This window comes from Acidisoma sp. 7E03 (assembly GCF_054665075.1).
The window spans coordinates 14575-30451 of the sequence record NZ_BAAFHE010000020.1; the positions used below are offsets into that span (position 1 = coordinate 14575).

Sequence of the window (15877 nt, forward strand, 5' to 3'; positions counted from 1 at the left end):
GTGCTCGGCCAGAAGACGCGGCAAAGGAGGATGCTGATGCATGTGGACGGCCTTTACCATTATCCCGTGAAGGGCCTCAGCGCCCAGGCTCTCGCCCGCGTTCAGCTCGCCCCAGGGGAAGGCTTTCCGTTCGACCGGGTCTACGGCCTCGCCCGCCACGATAGCGGCTACGACCCGGCTGACTACAAGCCTTTGCCAAAGACACGCTTCATCGTCCTGGTGAAGGAGGAGCGCCTGGCAGAGCTCAGGACCTTCGTCGACCCAGCGACGCGGCGGCTGGTGATAGACCTGGACGGTCGGCGCGTGCTCGACGCGGCACTCGAAACCCCAGACGGCCAGAGAGAGATCGCGTCATTTTTTGCGGCGATGTTTGATCTGACCGGACAGCAGACACCCGTCCTCGCGGTCGGCGGGGAAAATCGCTTCACCGATGTCTCGGTCGACTCGCCGCAGATGATGAACGCGATTTCAGTCATCAATCTCCAGAGCGTGCAGGCATTTGCGGCGCGGATCGAGACGCCGCTCAACCCTCTGCGGTTTCGTGCCAATCTCTACATCGACGGGCTCGAAGCCTTCAGCGAGTTGGACATGGTGGGGCAGGAGGTCACGGTCGGATCCGCGCGCCTCAAAATTCTTCAGCGAACTCGGCGCTGCGCCGCGACGGATGTCGACCCTGACACCGCGCAACGGAATACGACGATCCCGCGCTCGCTGATGAAATGCTACGGCCATGCCGATATGGGCGTCTATGCCGAGGTCATCGCGGGCGGTGTCGTCGAGATCGGCTCACCGGTGTCTTTGAGCTGACGACGGCACGTCTGACACTTCGAAAGCGGCCGGGCACAGAGCGCCCGGCGCGCCTCTCTCAGCTCAGGGGGGCTATGGGACAGACCGCGCCGCGAGGCCAATGGCCGCCGCCCCGATGATCCCGGCGTCATTGCCATTTTCAGCCAGCAGCAGCTGCGGCGGCCGTTCGAAGAGAGCCCAGTAGAAGCCCTTGAGGTAGGGACGCACCGTCTCCAGCAGGAAGTCGCCGGCGCCGGATAGGCCACCGCCGAGGATCACCGCTTCCAGGTTGAGCATGTTGGACATCATGCCGATCGCTTGGGCGATCCATCGGCCGCCTTCATGCACCACCTGCAGGGCCAGAGCCTCACCCGCCTTGGCGCGGTCATAGACCTCTCGCGATGTCGCTACGGCACTGTCGCCCGCCAGCGTCTGGTAGCGGCGCAACAGCGCGCTGGCGCTCGCCAGAAACTCGAAGGTGCCGGGGATGGGCCCGGGCAGGTCGGTGCGCGAGGGATCGAGGCAGATCGCGCCGATTTCGGGCGGCAGGCCATTCGGGCCGTCGATGATCTTGCGGTCGATCACGACGGCGCCGCCGATGCCGGTGCCAAGCGTCAGCACCGCGAAACGCTGGAACGGCCGTCCCGCTCCCCAGACCATTTCGCCTTCCGCCGCGCAAACCCCGTCGTTGCCGATGACCGTCGGCAGTCCGAAGCGCGCCGTGAAGACGTCGCGCAGCGATCCGCCGGTCAAGGGCGGCACGTTCGGGATGGACTTCATCAGCCCGCCGGTTTTGGGATTGGGATAGGCGGGCACACCGACGCCGATTGCCGAGGCTGATCGACCTCCCGTCAGCAGGGCCGCGATCTCGTCGCCCAACTGGCTGGCAAAGGCCGCGAAGGGCAGAGACTTGTCGAGCGGGATGGCGCGTTTGGTAAGCACCTTGCCACTCTCTGCCACCAGACCGAACTTGATCGCGGTGCCCCCGATGTCGACACCGACGCCGATGCGATTCCCGTTATCCATGATCAGGCAACAACCGGCCGGATTTTGACGTTCAGCTGCTTGCCGAGATTGGGATAGATCATTCCCGGCTGCTCCATGCCCTTTGCGCGGGCGACGTGCCAAGCGTACCACTGGAAGGGAAACAGCACCCAGGTCGCATCCGCCCAACTCTCGGGCACCGGCGGCCAATCGATGGCGAGATCGTAGGGTGTCTTTTCATCCGACAGGTTGCAGATGGCGAGGCGTGGGCCGAGGGCGGTCAAGGCGCGGCCGAGATTGGCGGCGACCTGCGCTTCCCGTGCGTCACGCGCAATCACCAGAACCAGGCTGCGCTCGGTGGTGCCATAGACATGGCCATGCAGCGCCTCCTCGATGTCGAAGCCTGCCGTCGGCACGCCGGTGATCTCGGCGATCTTGAGCGAGGCTTCCAGCGCGCTGCCGAGATGGCCGTGCTGGCCGACGACCTGGATGTAATCCGGAATGCCATAGGTGGAGAGCAGCGCTTGTGCGGCTGCATCGGCCTGGGCGAGCGCCGTCTCCAGCGCGCTTTCCAGCCCGGCGGTATCGACTGTCTTGCCGCCGAGATGGGCCGCGATGGCAAGAACCGTCAGAACGCTGGCCGTATAGCCCTTGGTCTTGGGGCCGGCCAATTCCTCGCCGATCGGCATGAGCACGACATCGGCACCGGTCTCGGCCAAGGGGCTACCCGCTTCGCCGACGACGGCCAGCGTCGGGAAACCGAGCGAGACCGACAGGCGGACCGCTTCCACCGTGCTGGTGCTGCGCCCGGACTGAGAGACGGCAATGACGAGCGTGGGCACCGCACTCTGTCGCGGCGGCAGATGCAGGAAGGCTTCTGGCTCCTTGAAGGTGACGAGCGCGCCCGTCGCCTGTTCCAGCGCGGTCGCGGCGGCAACCAAGGCGTTCATCGAGGAGCCGGTGCCGACCAGGACAAGCCGCTCCGGCTTGACGGCCAGGGCCGACACGCCCGACAGGATTGGGCTTATAACAGTCGGCAAGCTGGCCAGCAGCTTCGGCTGCTCGCGCATGTAGAGGTCGATTTTCATTCGTGACTCCCCGATTCCCGCTTGGCCTCCAGACATAATTCAACTTGAATGATTTAACCAGCGTCACGGCGTGCGGCGGCTGGGTTGAGGATGGGCTATGTTCCACGGCACCAATATCGAGCATGCGAGGACCCTGAACCGCCGTGTGATTTTCGAGGCGGTGCGGCGTCATGGCGCGATCACTCGCGCGGATCTGGCCCGCCTGACCGGGCTGACGCCGCAGGCGGTGTCGAACATCTCGGCCGAGTTGCGCGATGCGGGCCTGATCCGTGAAGGCAACCGCCGGCAGGGGCTGCGCGGCCAGCCGGCCGTCGAATTGTCGCTGGAGCCGACAGGCGGCTACGCCGTCGGCCTCAATCTCGGACATCAATCCTTGAGCGGCGTCCTGGTGAATCTCGCGGGCGACGTCATCACCTCCGCTAGCCTGCCGATCGAAACCCCCGTGCTGCCGCTGGAAAGACTGATGAGTGTCATGGAAACCGTGGTCGAAGGACTGCTGACCCAGGCCAGGCTGCCACGCGAGCAGCTTTGGGGTGTCGGCTGCGGGTTGCCGGGCTTGGTGCGCGATGGCGTGCTGATCGTCGAATCCATGGCGGCCGGCGATGTCCGGCCGCACTATCCGCTTGCCCAAAGCCTCAGTGGCCGGCTCAACCTTCCGGTGATCGCAGAGAATGACGCGCGCGCCGCCGCCATCGGCGAAAAGCTCTATGGTGTCGGCCGGACCGCCCGACATTTCTTCTATCTCCATTTCGGCTTCGGGATTGGCGGCGGCATGATCGTGGACGGTGATCATTACCGCGGTGGCTCGGGCGGAGCGGGCGAGATCGGCCATATGATCGTCAAGCCCGGTGGTCGCCCGTGTTCCTGCGGCAATCGCGGCTGCCTTGAACAATATTGCTCGCTCTTTTCGGCGGGGGAGGCCGTGGGCGGGATGGAGCGCACCGCCGATCAGGTCCGGCCAGAGGAACTCAGCGCCTGCCTGAGCGCGAATGAGCCGCGGTTCATGACCTGGCTGCAGGAGGCGGCGCAGCATTTGCGCACGGCCATCCACAACATCGAGGTGATGTTCGATCCTGAAACCGTCGTCATCGGCGGCGGGATGCCGGAGGACGTGCTCAGCCGCTTGGTAGCTTTGACCCAACCCTTGCTGCCCTCGGTCTATCCTGACCCCGGGGTGCACCGGAGCCTGGCGCGCCTGACGGTCGCAACCGCCCAGGACATGCCGGCGCTCGGTGCTGCGGCGCTGCCGATTTCGGCGATGATCCAGCCCAGCCTCGGTCTTTTGTGGAAGGTGCCGGCCAATCCAGGCGCGGCAGGGGTCCCCGCGCCCTTGTCCCAGGCTCAGGCGGTTCTCGGCAGCCCCTTCCCGCGGTCCGAGGCTTTTGCGGGCGAGGGGAGCGAGAATGGTTGACAGTGCGCGCTTGAGCTGATCAATTTAAGAAAGAAAATTGAATTAATTCTTGGCCGCCAGCCCACCCTGCCCGCCTTGGTTACGCCCTCATGGCCTTCACACCGACAGGAACCGCGCCAATGACTCTTCAGAGATCCAAAAGACGCTCTTTCCTCGCTTGCGCCTCCGTTCTCGCGCTGCAACTCGGCCTCGCCGGGGCGGCCCAGGCGAAGACCACGCTGCATGCACTGTTCATGAGCCAGGCCGGCTATAGCGAGACGGATGTTCGCGCCATGACCGCGGCCTATGTCAAAATGCACCCGGACGTGACGATCAACCTGGAATTTGTGCCGTACGAATCTCTGCATGACAAAATCCTGCTCTCGAAGGGGTCGGCCAACGGCTATGACGTCGTGCTGTATGACGTGATCTGGCCGGCGGAATTCGCCGCCAAGCACGTTCTCCAGGATGTCTCCGCCCGGATCACGCCCGACATGAAATCGGGCATCGAACCCGGCGCCTGGACGACCGTCACCTACAAGGGACACGAATACGGCCTGCCGTGGCTGCTCGACAGCAAGTTCCTTTACTACAACAAGGCCATCCTGGCGAAGGCCGGTATCACCACGGTGCCCACCACCTGGCCGGACGTGATCGCGGATGCCAAGATCATCAAGGAGAAGGGCATTCTCCAATACCCGATCGCCTGGAGCTGGAGCCAGGCGGAGGCCTTGATCTGCGACTATGCGGTTCTCCTCAATGCCTATGGCGGCCAGTTCATCGACAGTTCCGGCGCGCCCGCCTTCCAGACGGGCGGGGGGCTTGATGCTTTGACCTTCATGGTCGACTCCCTGAAGTCCGGCGTCAGCAATCCGCATTCGACCGAATACCTGGAAGAAGACGTGCGGCGCGTCTTCTCCGCGGGCCAGGCCGCCTTCGCGCTCAACTGGTCCTATATGTGGGCACTGGCCAACAACAATCCGAAAGAATCCAAAGTCGTCGGTCAGGTCGGCGTTGAGCCTGCACCTGGCGTGCCCGGGAAAAGCACCATCTCCTCGGTCAATGGCGCGATGGGCCTCGGCATTCCCACAGCCAGCAAGAACGCAGAGGCCGCCTGGGACTACATCACCTATCTGACCTCGCAGAAGGTGGAGGACGCCTATACGGCCGATGCCATCCCGATGTGGAAATCCTCCTTCAATGAGCCTGCGCTGATGAACGGTCCACTCGGCCCGATGGCGAAGGCCATGGAGGCGACACAGGCCCAGCTGTTCCCGCGTCCCTTCGTGCCGAATTACCAGCAGTTTTCCGCCGCGCTGCAGACGAACATCCAGCAGGCTTTGCTCGGCAAGGCGCAGCCCGCTGCGGCGCTGAAAGCAGCGGCCGATACCATCACGGGCGACTAGCCGCTTCATGCTTGGCCGGCGGTCCCTTCTTCTTCTCTTGCCTTTGTTTCTGGGTCTGGCGGCCGTCATCGGATGGCCGCTGGTCCAGACCGTCTGGCTCAGCTTCACGGATGCGCAGCTGGGAGACGCGAGCGGCCGCTTCGTCGGCCTGGCCAACTACGCCCATGCCTTTCGCTCGCATGGCTTCCGCCACGCGCTCATGGTCACGGTGATCTTCAGCCTATCCACGGTCGCGATCGAGATGGTTCTCGGGCTGCTGGTGGGTCTGTTGCTGGACTTGCCGCTGCGTGGGCGCGGCATTCTGCGCGCCATCCTCATCATTCCCTGGGCCTTGCCGACGGTCATCAACGCCATGGCTTGGCGTGTCATCTACAATCCCGATTTCGGGGCGCTCAATGCGCTGCTGACACAGCTGCACATCATCGGCGCCTATCGGAGCTGGCTGGGTGATCCTGGGCTCGCGCTTGCGGCGATTGCCGGCGCCGATATCTGGAAGACCTTTCCCTTCGTTGCCCTGGTCACGCTTGCGGGCCTGCAGAACGTGCCGCGTGAACTCAAGGAAGCGGCTTTCGTGGACGGCGCCGGGGCCTGGCTGCGCTTCCGCACGGTCATCCTGCCTGCCATCTTTACTCCACTGATGATCGCAGCCGTGCTGCGCGTGATCGATACGATCAAGGTCTTCGACATCATCTGGGTGATGACGCGCGGCGGCCCGGCGAACGCCACTAAATCTCTCAGTATCATGGTCTACGAACAGGCGTTTTCCTTCGGCAATGCAGGCTATGGCGCCGCCATTGCGCTTCTTTCGGTCGCAATCAGCGTCGTTCTGATCGGGGGCTATATGCGGGCGACCCAGGCCCAGCAGACGGCCGCCTGACATGAAGCTGAGCCGTACAGCAAGGATTGCCGGCTATTCCGGCATGATCCTCGTCGCTTTGGTCGTGCTGCTGCCATTGCTCTGGATGATCATCATGAGTATCAGCAGCACGCGTGACCTGACCACCTTGCCGTTGCACTGGATACCGAGGCAGCTGGACTTTTCGCGCTATCATCGGCTGCTGAGCCTTGCCGCCAATAGTGACGGCCAAGTCTTCCTCTCGGCGCTGCGCAACACGCTCGAAGTCGCCATCGGCACGACGATCGTATCCTTCGCTCTGGCGCTTCCTGCCTCTTGGCTGTTTTCCCGGCGCGAGGGTCGGCTCGACAAGGTGCTGATGCTGGTCGTTGCCACCTACATGCTGCCGCCACTGCTATTCGTGGTGCCGCTTTATCACGTTTTCTCCAGCCTTTCCTTGCTCAACTCGCCTTTCGCGCTGATGATCGCCGACAGCACGATCGTCTTGCCGTTCACGACGTGGCTGTTGAAAGGCGGCATCGATGCGATCCCGGCCGAACTGGAACAGGCGGCAGCCATCGACGGCGCCACTCTGTGGCGCGCCTGGCTTGCCGTCACGCTGCCGCTGGCGCGGCCCGTCATCGCCACCACCATTCTTTTCTCCGTGCTGATGGTGTGGGACGAATTCCTCTATGCCATGATTTTCACGAGTGATTCTTCGGCGCAGACCATCACCGTCGCGATTGCGGATCTCGCGAGCGGACGCGTGTCGGATTATGGGCTTTTGGCGGCCGCGGGCATCCTGGCGGCGCTGCCGGCCGTGATCATCGGCGCCTGCCTGCAGCGCGCGCTTGTCGCCGGCCTCACCACAGGCGGCGTCAAGGGCTAGCCTCGCCAGCGAGGCCGGGATGAGCCGCGCCGGCTTGGTGGAAGATCACGAAGACGTTGCCTGCGCGGCCGACGAAGCGGCTTGGGGGCGATCCTTGTCCTTCAAACGCATCGCGGCGCCCGGATGTGGCGAATCATCACGGCATCTTTTTCCCAAGACGCGCGGGTTGCGCTGTTTTGGGCGGTTGGGCGATCCATCTTCCGAATGTCAGAGCCTACGCGCTTTTCCATTCTGAAGACGTTGTGAAGGTCAGGCCGATGCCCCGTCCGAAACTCAAGCCTCTCAATCAGCAAGTGGTCATCTTGACCGGTGGCACATCCGGCGTCGGATTGGTGACGGCGAAGCGCCTCGCGCGTGACGGAGCGAAGGTTTTTCTCATCGCTCGCAATGAGGAGGCGCTGGAGACCGCGTGCAGCGATATCCGGAAGGATGGCGGCCAGGCCGACTTCGCCGCAGCGGATGTCGCCGACAAGGAGCAGCTTGAGCGCGCCGCAACGAAAGCGACCGAAGCCTTCGGCAAGATCGACACTTGGGTGAACGATGCCGGCGGCTTCATCTATGGCCGTCTCGACACCGTGCCATTGGAAGACCAGCGCCGCCTCTTCGACGTGACATACTGGGGCATGGTGCATGGCACGCTGGTCGCCTCACGATGGCTGAAGGAAAATGGTGGGGGCGCAATCATCAATGTCGGCAGCGTCCTCGGCGACATCGCAATTCCCTATCAGGGCACTTATTGCGCCGCGAAGTTTGCAATCAAAGGCTTTACGGAGGCGTTCCGCAGAGAGAGTGAGGCCGAAGGAAACCTGATCTCGGTCACGCTGATCAAGCCTGCCGCGATCAACACGCCCTTCACCGATCATGCGCGCAATCGGATGGGCTCCCCGGGGGTTCGCAATCCGCCACCCGCCTATGATCCGCATCTGGTCGCCAGGGCAATCGCCTACGCCTGCGAAAATCCGGTGCGGGATCTCAGCATTGGTGGTGCGGGCGGTGTCAGCTTGGTGGTCGGCAATCTGCTGGCTCCCCGTCTCATGGACTGGATCACGGCGCGCGCCGGCCGGGCGACGATGACGACCGACCACGCGGGTGATCCGGCCGAGCGCGACAATCTCTATGAAGTCCGCGAAGATCTCGCTCAGGACAGCAGCCTCCATCCCTTCACACGATCGACCAGCCTGGCTCTGGAAGCGCAATTGCACCCGCGGATCACGGCGGCCGTGGCCCTTGGTCTGGCTGCGCTCCTTCTGATGCGGCGAGGGCGGGGCGCGCGGAGGGCGTAGATCGAGGAGATTGGACAGTGGCGAGCCGCCGGGGGAGATGATGCAGACGCGATGGGCTTGGACGGTTGCTTCACTCGCGGTTGGCGCTGCGGCGGTAGCGGGCGGCCGGTTCGGGCCGACACCCACACGTCCGAGGACCGCGATCTGGTACGCGCGCCTGCGGAAGCCTGCGGTGACGCCGCCTGGCCCCGTATTCGGCGGTGCGTGGGGTGTTCTCGACGGTCTGCTCGCCTATGGGGGCGCCAGGTTGATGATGCAGCAACCCGGTGCGGCGCGCTTGGCCGCCCTCTGGCTCTGGGGGCTCTCCGTCCTCGGCGTCGGGAGCTTCTCCTGGGTTTTCTTCGGCCGGAAGCGCCTGGGTGAGGCCTTGGGAGTGACCGGGGGAATGGCCGCGACCTCGATCAGCCTCGTCGCTGCTGCCAAGGCCGTGGACAGCAAGGCGGCCGCCGCTTTCGTGCCGCTGGCTCTATGGGTGGCCTTTGCGTCTTTCCTGCAGGAAGAGGTTTGGCGGCGGAACTGACGCGGCAGCAGCGAACCCGGGCGCGCCTTAACCTGTCCGCAGCAGCGAACGGACGGCGCCTTCCAGCGCCCGCGCCGCAGCGAGATCCTGAAAATGACGCAGGGCCCGCGAGCCGTTATTGGGTTCGGTTTCCGCTTTATCTAAGTCCTGGAAGCCGGGAGCAGGTCGCCCAACAGGCGGTTCGGAAACCGTCTCTTCTGTACGATGGCGTAGAAGGTTTCCGTGACGGCGGGTATGCGACAATATTCGACGAGCACGCTCGATTCCAGTTCATCGCGGACGACGATCGGCGGCACGAGGGCGATGCCTTCGCGCTCACGCGCCAGGAGTCGCAGCATCGCCATGTCGTCGACTTCCGCCAGGATGATCGGCCGGATGCCTGCCAATTCGAGGACGCGGTCGAATGCCACACGAATGTCGCTCTCGAGGCTCGGCAAAAGGATGGGTTCCGATCTTAGATCGTCAGGAAAATTGAACGGTCGCCCCTCCGGGCGCGGATGGCCGACAAGACTCACAGGCTGTTCGTTGAGCAGGTGATTGCGCAACGGGGATCGTGCATCGCGCGGCGCCGCGCTGTTGGCGAGCACCACATCGATGGCGTGCGCCTCCAGTTGCGCGAGCAGATCCCGGATGTTGCCGGAACGGACGATCAATTCGACATCCGAGCGGCCGACCAGCGGGCGCAGAAATTCGAGTTGAAAATTCCGCGACAGCGTGGTGAGGGCGCCGACACGGAGAACCTGCCGGGTGGCGAGCGGCCGCCCCTGCAGCGTGCTCATCAGTTCCTCGCCGGCCTTGAAGACCGTATCCGCATAGTCGAGGGCGATCTGACCGGCCTCCGTGAGAACGAGCTTTCGGCCGGCCCGCTCGAACAGCGGGTGGCCCATCTGGTGTTCAAGCTTCTGAATTTGCACGGAAAGTGCCGATTGCGAGAGATTCATGCGCTCGGCCGCACGCGTCAGGCTGCCTTCATGCGCCACAGCCCAGAAGTAGCGCAGGTGGTTGTAGTTCAGGTCCCTCATGTCGTTCTATTAAAGCGAACGTTGTTCCAGAAACAATGAAATTTTCTGGCGGTCTCTGATCCGCTACGGACGGCCTCGCACAGTCTTTCGCTTTCAGAGGGCGGTCCATGCCATTTTTTCTCGTGCCCTTGGCGGCACCCTTTCTGCTGATCCTCGCGGGCGCTTTCGGTTTCTTCGACCGTGGCCGGCGACCAAAGCACATCCCGAAATCGGCGGAGGCCGCCACGCTCCTCTCCCTGCTCGCGGCGGTTCTCTCAGCGGGCGCGGTGGCCCTGTGGGGCGCGGGCGAGAGCGCCCTGGTCGGGTTCGCGGGTCTCGGACTGTCGGTCAGGCTGGATGCCGTCAGCGCCACTATGCTGCTTCTGGTGGCATTCGTCGGGTGGATCGTCGTCCGCTACACGCGGACCTATCTGGACGGAGAGGCGGCCCAAGGCCCCTTCACCGGCTGGCTTTGCCTGACGCTCGCCTCCGTGATGCTGCTGGTGATTGCCGGCAACCTTCTCCAACTCGTGGCCGCCTGGATTGCGACCAGCCTATTTCTCCGTCGGCTGCTCGTCTTCTATCCCGAACGGATCGCAGCCCAGCGGGCGGCCTGGAAGAAGTTCATCACTGCACGGCTTGCAGACGCGGCGCTCATCGTCGGCGCTGGCTTGCTGATCGCGGCCTATGACAGTGGTGACCTCGGGACGATCCTGTCGGCTGCACGCAGCGGCGCAGGCGGCGCGCTGGCGGTCGGCGCAGCGGGCCTTCTGGCGCTCGCCGCCGTGGTGAAGTCGGCGCAGTTTCCGACCCATGGCTGGCTCACCGAAGTCATGGAGGCGCCGACACCGGTGTCGGCGCTGCTCCATGCCGGCGTCATCAATGCCGGTGGCTTCCTCCTGATCCGCTTTGCCGACGTCATGCTGCTGGCGCCTGGCGTGCTGGCCGCCCTGGTCGTCATCGGCGGCTTCACGGCCCTCTTCGGCAGCTTGGTCATGCTGACGCAGCCGGCGGTGAAGACCTCGCTTGCATGGTCCACCGTCGCCCAGATGGGCTTCATGATCCTGGAATGCGGCCTCGCGCTCTTCCCCTTGGCGCTACTGCACATCGTGGCGCACTCGCTCTACAAGGCGCATTCCTTCCTCGCCTCCGGCGGGGCCGTGGAGAGGGTCGCCGCGATCCGCAGGCCAGGCCCGATCGCCATCCCCAAGGCAGGCGCGGTGGCGCGGGCCTTCCTCTCCGCCCTCGCGATCTACGTTCTCTGCGGCGCATGCTTCGGCTTCGAGCATAAGTCTCCGCAGGCGATCGCCCTCGGCGCCATCTTGATCTTTGGTGTCGCCTATATGCTGGCCCAAGGCTTCGCGGATGCGGCGCCCCGCGCACTCACGCAGCGCACGGCCATCTATGCAGCCGCAACCTCGGTCAGTTACTTCGCCCTGCAATGGGTCGCGGTCGCGATCACCACGCATGTTCTGCCGCCGCCGCCAGTGCCTGGGCCGCTCGAATGGGGGCTGATCACCTTGGCGGTCGCAAGCTTCGGTCTCGTCGCCATCGTGCAGGCCATGTTTCCACTCTGGGCCAACCACCCGGCCGCCGCTGGCCTTCGCGTCCATCTGTCGAACGGACTCTACGCCAACGCGGTCTTCGACCGGCTGGTCGGCGGCTGGTCCATCCGCAATCCATCCTAACCCGCGCCAGGAAGAACTCTGATGACCAACGCCATTCTCTCGACCTGGCCTGCCCCCGACGTCCTAGCACAAGCGATGGACCGCGCCGCCCGGGCGATCCCGCCGGCTTGGCCTCTGGCATCCAGCGTCGCCGTCCATCCCTTTCTCGGCCAGACGGATGAACCTCTCGCCCAGGTCGCCGCGCGGCTCGCCAGAACTGCCGGCGCCGCCGTCACCATGCCCCGGAGCTGGTATGCCCAGAAGATCGCGACCGGCGCGATCAGTGACGCGGATCTCGCGGCGGCGCTGGCGCATGCTGGGATGCAGGCGGGAGCGGCCGATGTGACCGCCCTGAAGGTCGCCGCCGGCAGGGCCACACCGCTTCCGGCGCCGCTTCCGACGATCGCCCATTTGGCGGCGCGCGTGTCTGGCATCGATTGGTCGGGTCTCATCGCCGAACGTTTCGGCGCCTGGGCAGCCGGGTATTTCGACGAGGGGCAGGCGCCTTGGGCCGCGCCGAAGGGGAAGGGCGCCTATGCCGCCTGGCGGGCCATTGCCACCCATGACATCACACCCGAAATCGCAGGGCTGCCCGGCTTCGCCCTGCACGTCTTCGAGGCGCCTGAAACAGCCTTGGGCATGGTCGAACGCGCTGTCGTCCGGCTCGGCCTCGGTGCCGAGGCTTCCGAGACCTATTTCCATCAGATGCTGATGACGCTTGGCGGCTGGGCGCAATACGCGCGCTACGGCTTATGGCAGGCCGAACTCGCGGGCGGCGCGGATGAGACGCTCACGGATTTCCTGGCGATCCGGCTGATCTGGGAGGAAGCGCTCTTTCTGCGGTACGAGGGCGACATCCTGGATGCCTGGACGGAGGTGCGGGCGGCGCATGCTGCACCGATTGAGCCGTCACCTGAGTTATTGGTCGATGCCGTGCTTCAGGACGCCGCCGAGCGCGGCGCACAGCGCGCGCTCGCGCAGACCCTTGCCGAACAATCGTTGCCGCCGGACGATGACCGGCCGCTGCTCCAGGCCGCCTTTTGCATCGATGTCCGCTCGGAGGTTTTCCGGCGGGCGCTTGAAGGGCTACACCCGCGGATACAGACGATGGGCTTCGCTGGCTTTTTCGGTCTGACTACCGCGCACCGGCGGTTTGCCTCGGAGGTCGAAGAGAGGCGGCTGCCCGTGCTGCTCAACCCCGCGGTTCGGTCCTGCGCGGGTGGCGCGGATCTCCAGGCCAAGGATCAGTCCACGCGGTTCAAGGCGCGCGCTAAGCGGGCCTGGGGCCGCTTCAAACTCGCGGCGGTTTCCTCCTTCGCCTTCGTCGAGGCAACCGGTCCTATCTATGCCGGCAAGCTCCTGACCAATGCCTTGGGTCTACATGGCGCCAAGCCGCATAGCGACCCGCCGCCTCGGTTCGAACCCGCGCTTACGCTGGAGGCACGGCTGCAGGCGGCTGAAACCGTGCTCCGCGCAATGTCCTTCACCGGCAACTTCGCGCCCCTGGTGATGCTGGTCGGACATGGTGCCAATGTCGTCAACAATCCGCATGCGAGCGCGCTGCACTGCGGTGCCTGCGGTGGCTACTCCGGAGAGGTCAACGCCCGCCTGCTCGCCGCGCTGCTGAACGACGTGGCGGTGCGGGAGGGGTTGGCGCAGATTGGCATCACGATCCCAGACGACACTCTCTTCGTCGCGGCGCTGCACGACACCACGACGGACTCGGTGACGCTCTATGACGAGGATCATGCCTCGCTCAGCCATCGGCCGGACCTTGACCAGGCAAGAGCCTGGCTCGCGGCGGCGGGCAAACGCGCCCGGACCGAACGGGCCCTGCGCTTGCCGCGGGCTGAGGGCGAGACTGCTCTCCATCGGAGGAGCCACGACTGGGCGGAGACCCGGCCGGAATGGGGGCTTGCCGGCTGCGAGGCGTTCATCGCCGCACCCCGCTGGCGCACCGCCGGCAAGAGCCTGAGCGGGCGGGCGTTCCTGCACGACTACGACTGGAAGCAGGACAGCCGCTTCGGCGTGCTCGAACTGATCTTGACTGCGCCGGTTGTCGTCGCGAGCTGGATCAGCCTGCAATATTATGGCTCGACCGTAGCGCCCGATGTTTTCGGCGGCGGCAACAAGCTTCTGCATAACGTCACCGGCGGGATTGGCGTCGTCGAGGGCAATGGCGGACTTCTACGTGTCGGCCTGCCTTGGCAATCCGTCCATGACGGCGAGCGCTACGTTCATGATCCGCTGCGCCTCTCCGTCTGCGTCGAAGCGCCGCGCGAGGCCATGTCGGAGATCCTGTCCAGGCATCCCCAAGTGCGCGCCCTATTCGACAATGGATGGCTGCACCTCTTCGCCCTGGACGACAGTGGACGTATGGCCTGGCGCTATGTGGGAGACCTCCAGTGGTCGAAGATGGACAGCAGAGAAGCGCCGCAGGTCCTGCCGTCTCTCGAGCTGGCGGTCTGATCCGTGAGGCGCATACCCTTCGCGCAGTATCACCGCCAAACCGGCGTGCTGACGACAATGCACGCGAAGGAACGCGTCATGGCGCCGATCTTGCTGGATGGGCTTGGTCTTCACGTTGAACTGGCATGCGGGGTGGATACGGATCGCTTCGGGACCTTTAGCCGTGAGGTTGAGCGGCAGGGGTCCCAACGCGCCGCAGCGCGGGCCAAAATCGCCGCGGGGTTTGAACGCACGCCCGGCGCGCGGGTAGGACTGGCGAGCGAAGGAAGCTTCGGCCCTCATCCCCACGTCCCGTTTTTCGCGATGGGGCACGAGATCGTCATGATGATCGACCGCGAGAATGGATTGGAGCTCATTGGCTTCGATACAAGCCCGCACACCAACTTCTCGCAGGGGGCTGCGCGCCATTGCCAGGATGCCCTTGCCTTCGCCGAAGGTGTCGGATTTCCGGAACATGGTGTGATCGTCCTGGGATGCCGCGAGGGTGAGCCGGCGCCTGACGCGTTTCTCCGCAAGGACCTCCTGGATCGTGAGGCGTTGGCAGCGGCGGTCCGCGAGGCGTGCCACCAGTGTGGGACAGCCTTTCTCGAAACGGACATGCGTGCGCATCGCAATCCGACCCGCATGGCGGCGATCGCGCGCGCGACGCGAGACCTCGTGCGGCGCTTTCACAGCCGCTGCCCGGCCTGTGCGTATCCAGGTTTCGACGTGACGGAACGGTTTCGGGCCTTCCTTGTCGCGACTGTGGCGCGCCGACGCGTGTGACCAGGAGCGAGATCCTCAGGTGCCAGTACTGCAGTCACGGCGTCGAGCGACCAAACCGCGATCAGACGACCGCAGATCCCGGGCAATGTGACGACTGCAATCCTTAACAGTCCTCAGGACATTTCGTTGGAGTTCGACCCATGAACACGATGGTTGACGCAGAGACCTCCGCGCAGGGCATGCACTCGGAGGCCGACGCACAGATCGCCTTTATCCTTGATCATCCGGGGATGAGTGACTGGCTAAAAACTGCGCTCAGGGAAGCGCTGCCGCGGGACCCCGTCGCTGTTCTCAACGACCTTGAACTTCTTGCCATCGTGCTGCGCGGGCGGGCAGACGCCTTGCTGACCGGGATGTTTGGCTAAGGCGCGCACCACAGTTGGATGTCTGACAACTTTCTGACCAACGAACTGTGCGTCGATGGATCCATCACGCCACGTCGGAAGATCGCCTGATGCCGAAGGGCTGCCGTCCGATGACGATGGAGTACGGTGGGAGATTTCGATACAATAGTCGGATGGCGTCGGCAGAGGGAGCGAGAGACGCCAGCGCGGGCGGGGGTGCAGGTCATGTTGCACCGCCAAAGGTCGCTCGTGGAGCACTAAGAGATGGCGCACCCTTGAGATCTATGGGCACGCCTTCTTGGAGGACATCCACGATGCTACGAGACATCGACCAAATCCAGGCGTTTCATGCCCATGTGAACCGCACCGGGTTTCCCGGAGGCCATTTGGTTTAAGTTACGCGGCTAAGGACATGGCCTCAAGGCTGGCATAGTAGCGTGCTTCGGCCTC

At 64.4% G+C, this 15877-nt stretch carries 13 protein-coding genes and 1 pseudogene; 11 read left to right on the top strand and 3 right to left on the bottom strand.

Annotated elements, in window-relative coordinates; translation table 11 throughout:
* The first annotated feature begins 36 nt into the window (after positions 1–36).
* Entirely contained in the window at positions 37–807 is a 771-nt protein-coding gene (locus ACYQ6W_RS21105) for an MOSC domain-containing protein (RefSeq protein ID WP_459678098.1), read from the top strand.
* Between the two features lie 72 nt (positions 808–879).
* On the opposite strand, the gene ACYQ6W_RS21110 is transcribed toward ACYQ6W_RS21105, so the two are convergent.
* Together ACYQ6W_RS21110 and ACYQ6W_RS21115 are read right to left on the bottom strand one after the other, a co-directional pair.
* Positions 880–1812, bottom strand: a complete 933-nt coding sequence (locus tag ACYQ6W_RS21110) for an ROK family protein (protein ID WP_459678099.1) — start codon at positions 1810–1812, stop codon at positions 880–882.
* A 2-nt stretch (positions 1813–1814) separates the two neighbouring features.
* A complete protein-coding gene (locus ACYQ6W_RS21115) occupies positions 1815–2858 on the bottom strand; it encodes an SIS domain-containing protein (protein ID WP_459678101.1) in 1044 nt (347 codons plus the stop codon).
* A 97-nt stretch (positions 2859–2955) separates the two neighbouring features.
* Between ACYQ6W_RS21115 and ACYQ6W_RS21120 the strand changes: the two genes are divergently transcribed.
* From ACYQ6W_RS21120 to ACYQ6W_RS21145, 6 genes are all read left to right on the top strand, one after another.
* Positions 2956–4269 carry an ROK family transcriptional regulator gene (locus tag ACYQ6W_RS21120; protein WP_459678102.1) on the top strand — a complete coding sequence of 438 codons (1314 nt, stop codon included), beginning with the start codon at positions 2956–2958 and terminating at the stop codon, positions 4267–4269.
* Between the two features lie 119 nt (positions 4270–4388).
* Complete coding sequence (locus tag ACYQ6W_RS21125) at positions 4389–5654, top strand: extracellular solute-binding protein (RefSeq protein ID WP_459678103.1); 1266 nt, start codon at positions 4389–4391, stop codon at positions 5652–5654.
* A 7-nt stretch (positions 5655–5661) separates the two neighbouring features.
* On the top strand, positions 5662–6531 hold the full coding sequence (locus ACYQ6W_RS21130) for a carbohydrate ABC transporter permease (protein ID WP_459678104.1): 870 nt from the start codon (positions 5662–5664) through the stop codon (positions 6529–6531).
* A 64-nt stretch (positions 6532–6595) separates the two neighbouring features.
* The gene (locus ACYQ6W_RS21135) at positions 6596–7378 is read left to right on the top strand and encodes a carbohydrate ABC transporter permease (RefSeq protein ID WP_459678113.1); all 783 of its coding nucleotides are present in this window, start codon (positions 6596–6598) and stop codon (positions 7376–7378) included.
* A gap of 125 nt (positions 7379–7503) precedes the next feature.
* Positions 7504–8661, top strand: a complete 1158-nt coding sequence (locus tag ACYQ6W_RS21140) for an SDR family oxidoreductase (protein WP_459678105.1) — start codon at positions 7504–7506, stop codon at positions 8659–8661.
* Between the two features lie 40 nt (positions 8662–8701).
* The gene (locus ACYQ6W_RS21145) at positions 8702–9181 is read left to right on the top strand and encodes a TspO/MBR family protein (protein WP_459678106.1); all 480 of its coding nucleotides are present in this window, start codon (positions 8702–8704) and stop codon (positions 9179–9181) included.
* 140 nt (positions 9182–9321) lie between these two features.
* Here ACYQ6W_RS21145 and ACYQ6W_RS21150 read toward each other — a convergent pair whose 3' ends face one another.
* A complete protein-coding gene (locus ACYQ6W_RS21150) occupies positions 9322–10203 on the bottom strand; it encodes a LysR family transcriptional regulator (RefSeq protein ID WP_459678107.1) in 882 nt (293 codons plus the stop codon).
* A gap of 107 nt (positions 10204–10310) precedes the next feature.
* Between ACYQ6W_RS21150 and ACYQ6W_RS21155 the strand changes: the two genes are divergently transcribed.
* The 4 genes and pseudogenes from ACYQ6W_RS21155 to ACYQ6W_RS21170 all read left to right on the top strand — a co-directional run bounded on the left by ACYQ6W_RS21155 (position 10311) and on the right by ACYQ6W_RS21170 (position 15448).
* The gene (locus ACYQ6W_RS21155; RefSeq protein ID WP_459678109.1) at positions 10311–11870 is read left to right on the top strand and encodes a proton-conducting transporter transmembrane domain-containing protein; all 1560 of its coding nucleotides are present in this window, start codon (positions 10311–10313) and stop codon (positions 11868–11870) included.
* A 21-nt stretch (positions 11871–11891) separates the two neighbouring features.
* Entirely contained in the window at positions 11892–14318 is a 2427-nt protein-coding gene (locus ACYQ6W_RS21160) for a YbcC family protein (protein WP_459678110.1), read from the top strand.
* 78 nt (positions 14319–14396) lie between these two features.
* Positions 14397–15190: pseudogene (locus ACYQ6W_RS21165) on the top strand (DUF6671 family protein).
* A gap of 33 nt (positions 15191–15223) precedes the next feature.
* Entirely contained in the window at positions 15224–15448 is a 225-nt protein-coding gene (locus ACYQ6W_RS21170; RefSeq protein ID WP_459678111.1) for a hypothetical protein, read from the top strand.
* Positions 15449–15877 lie beyond the last annotated feature (429 nt).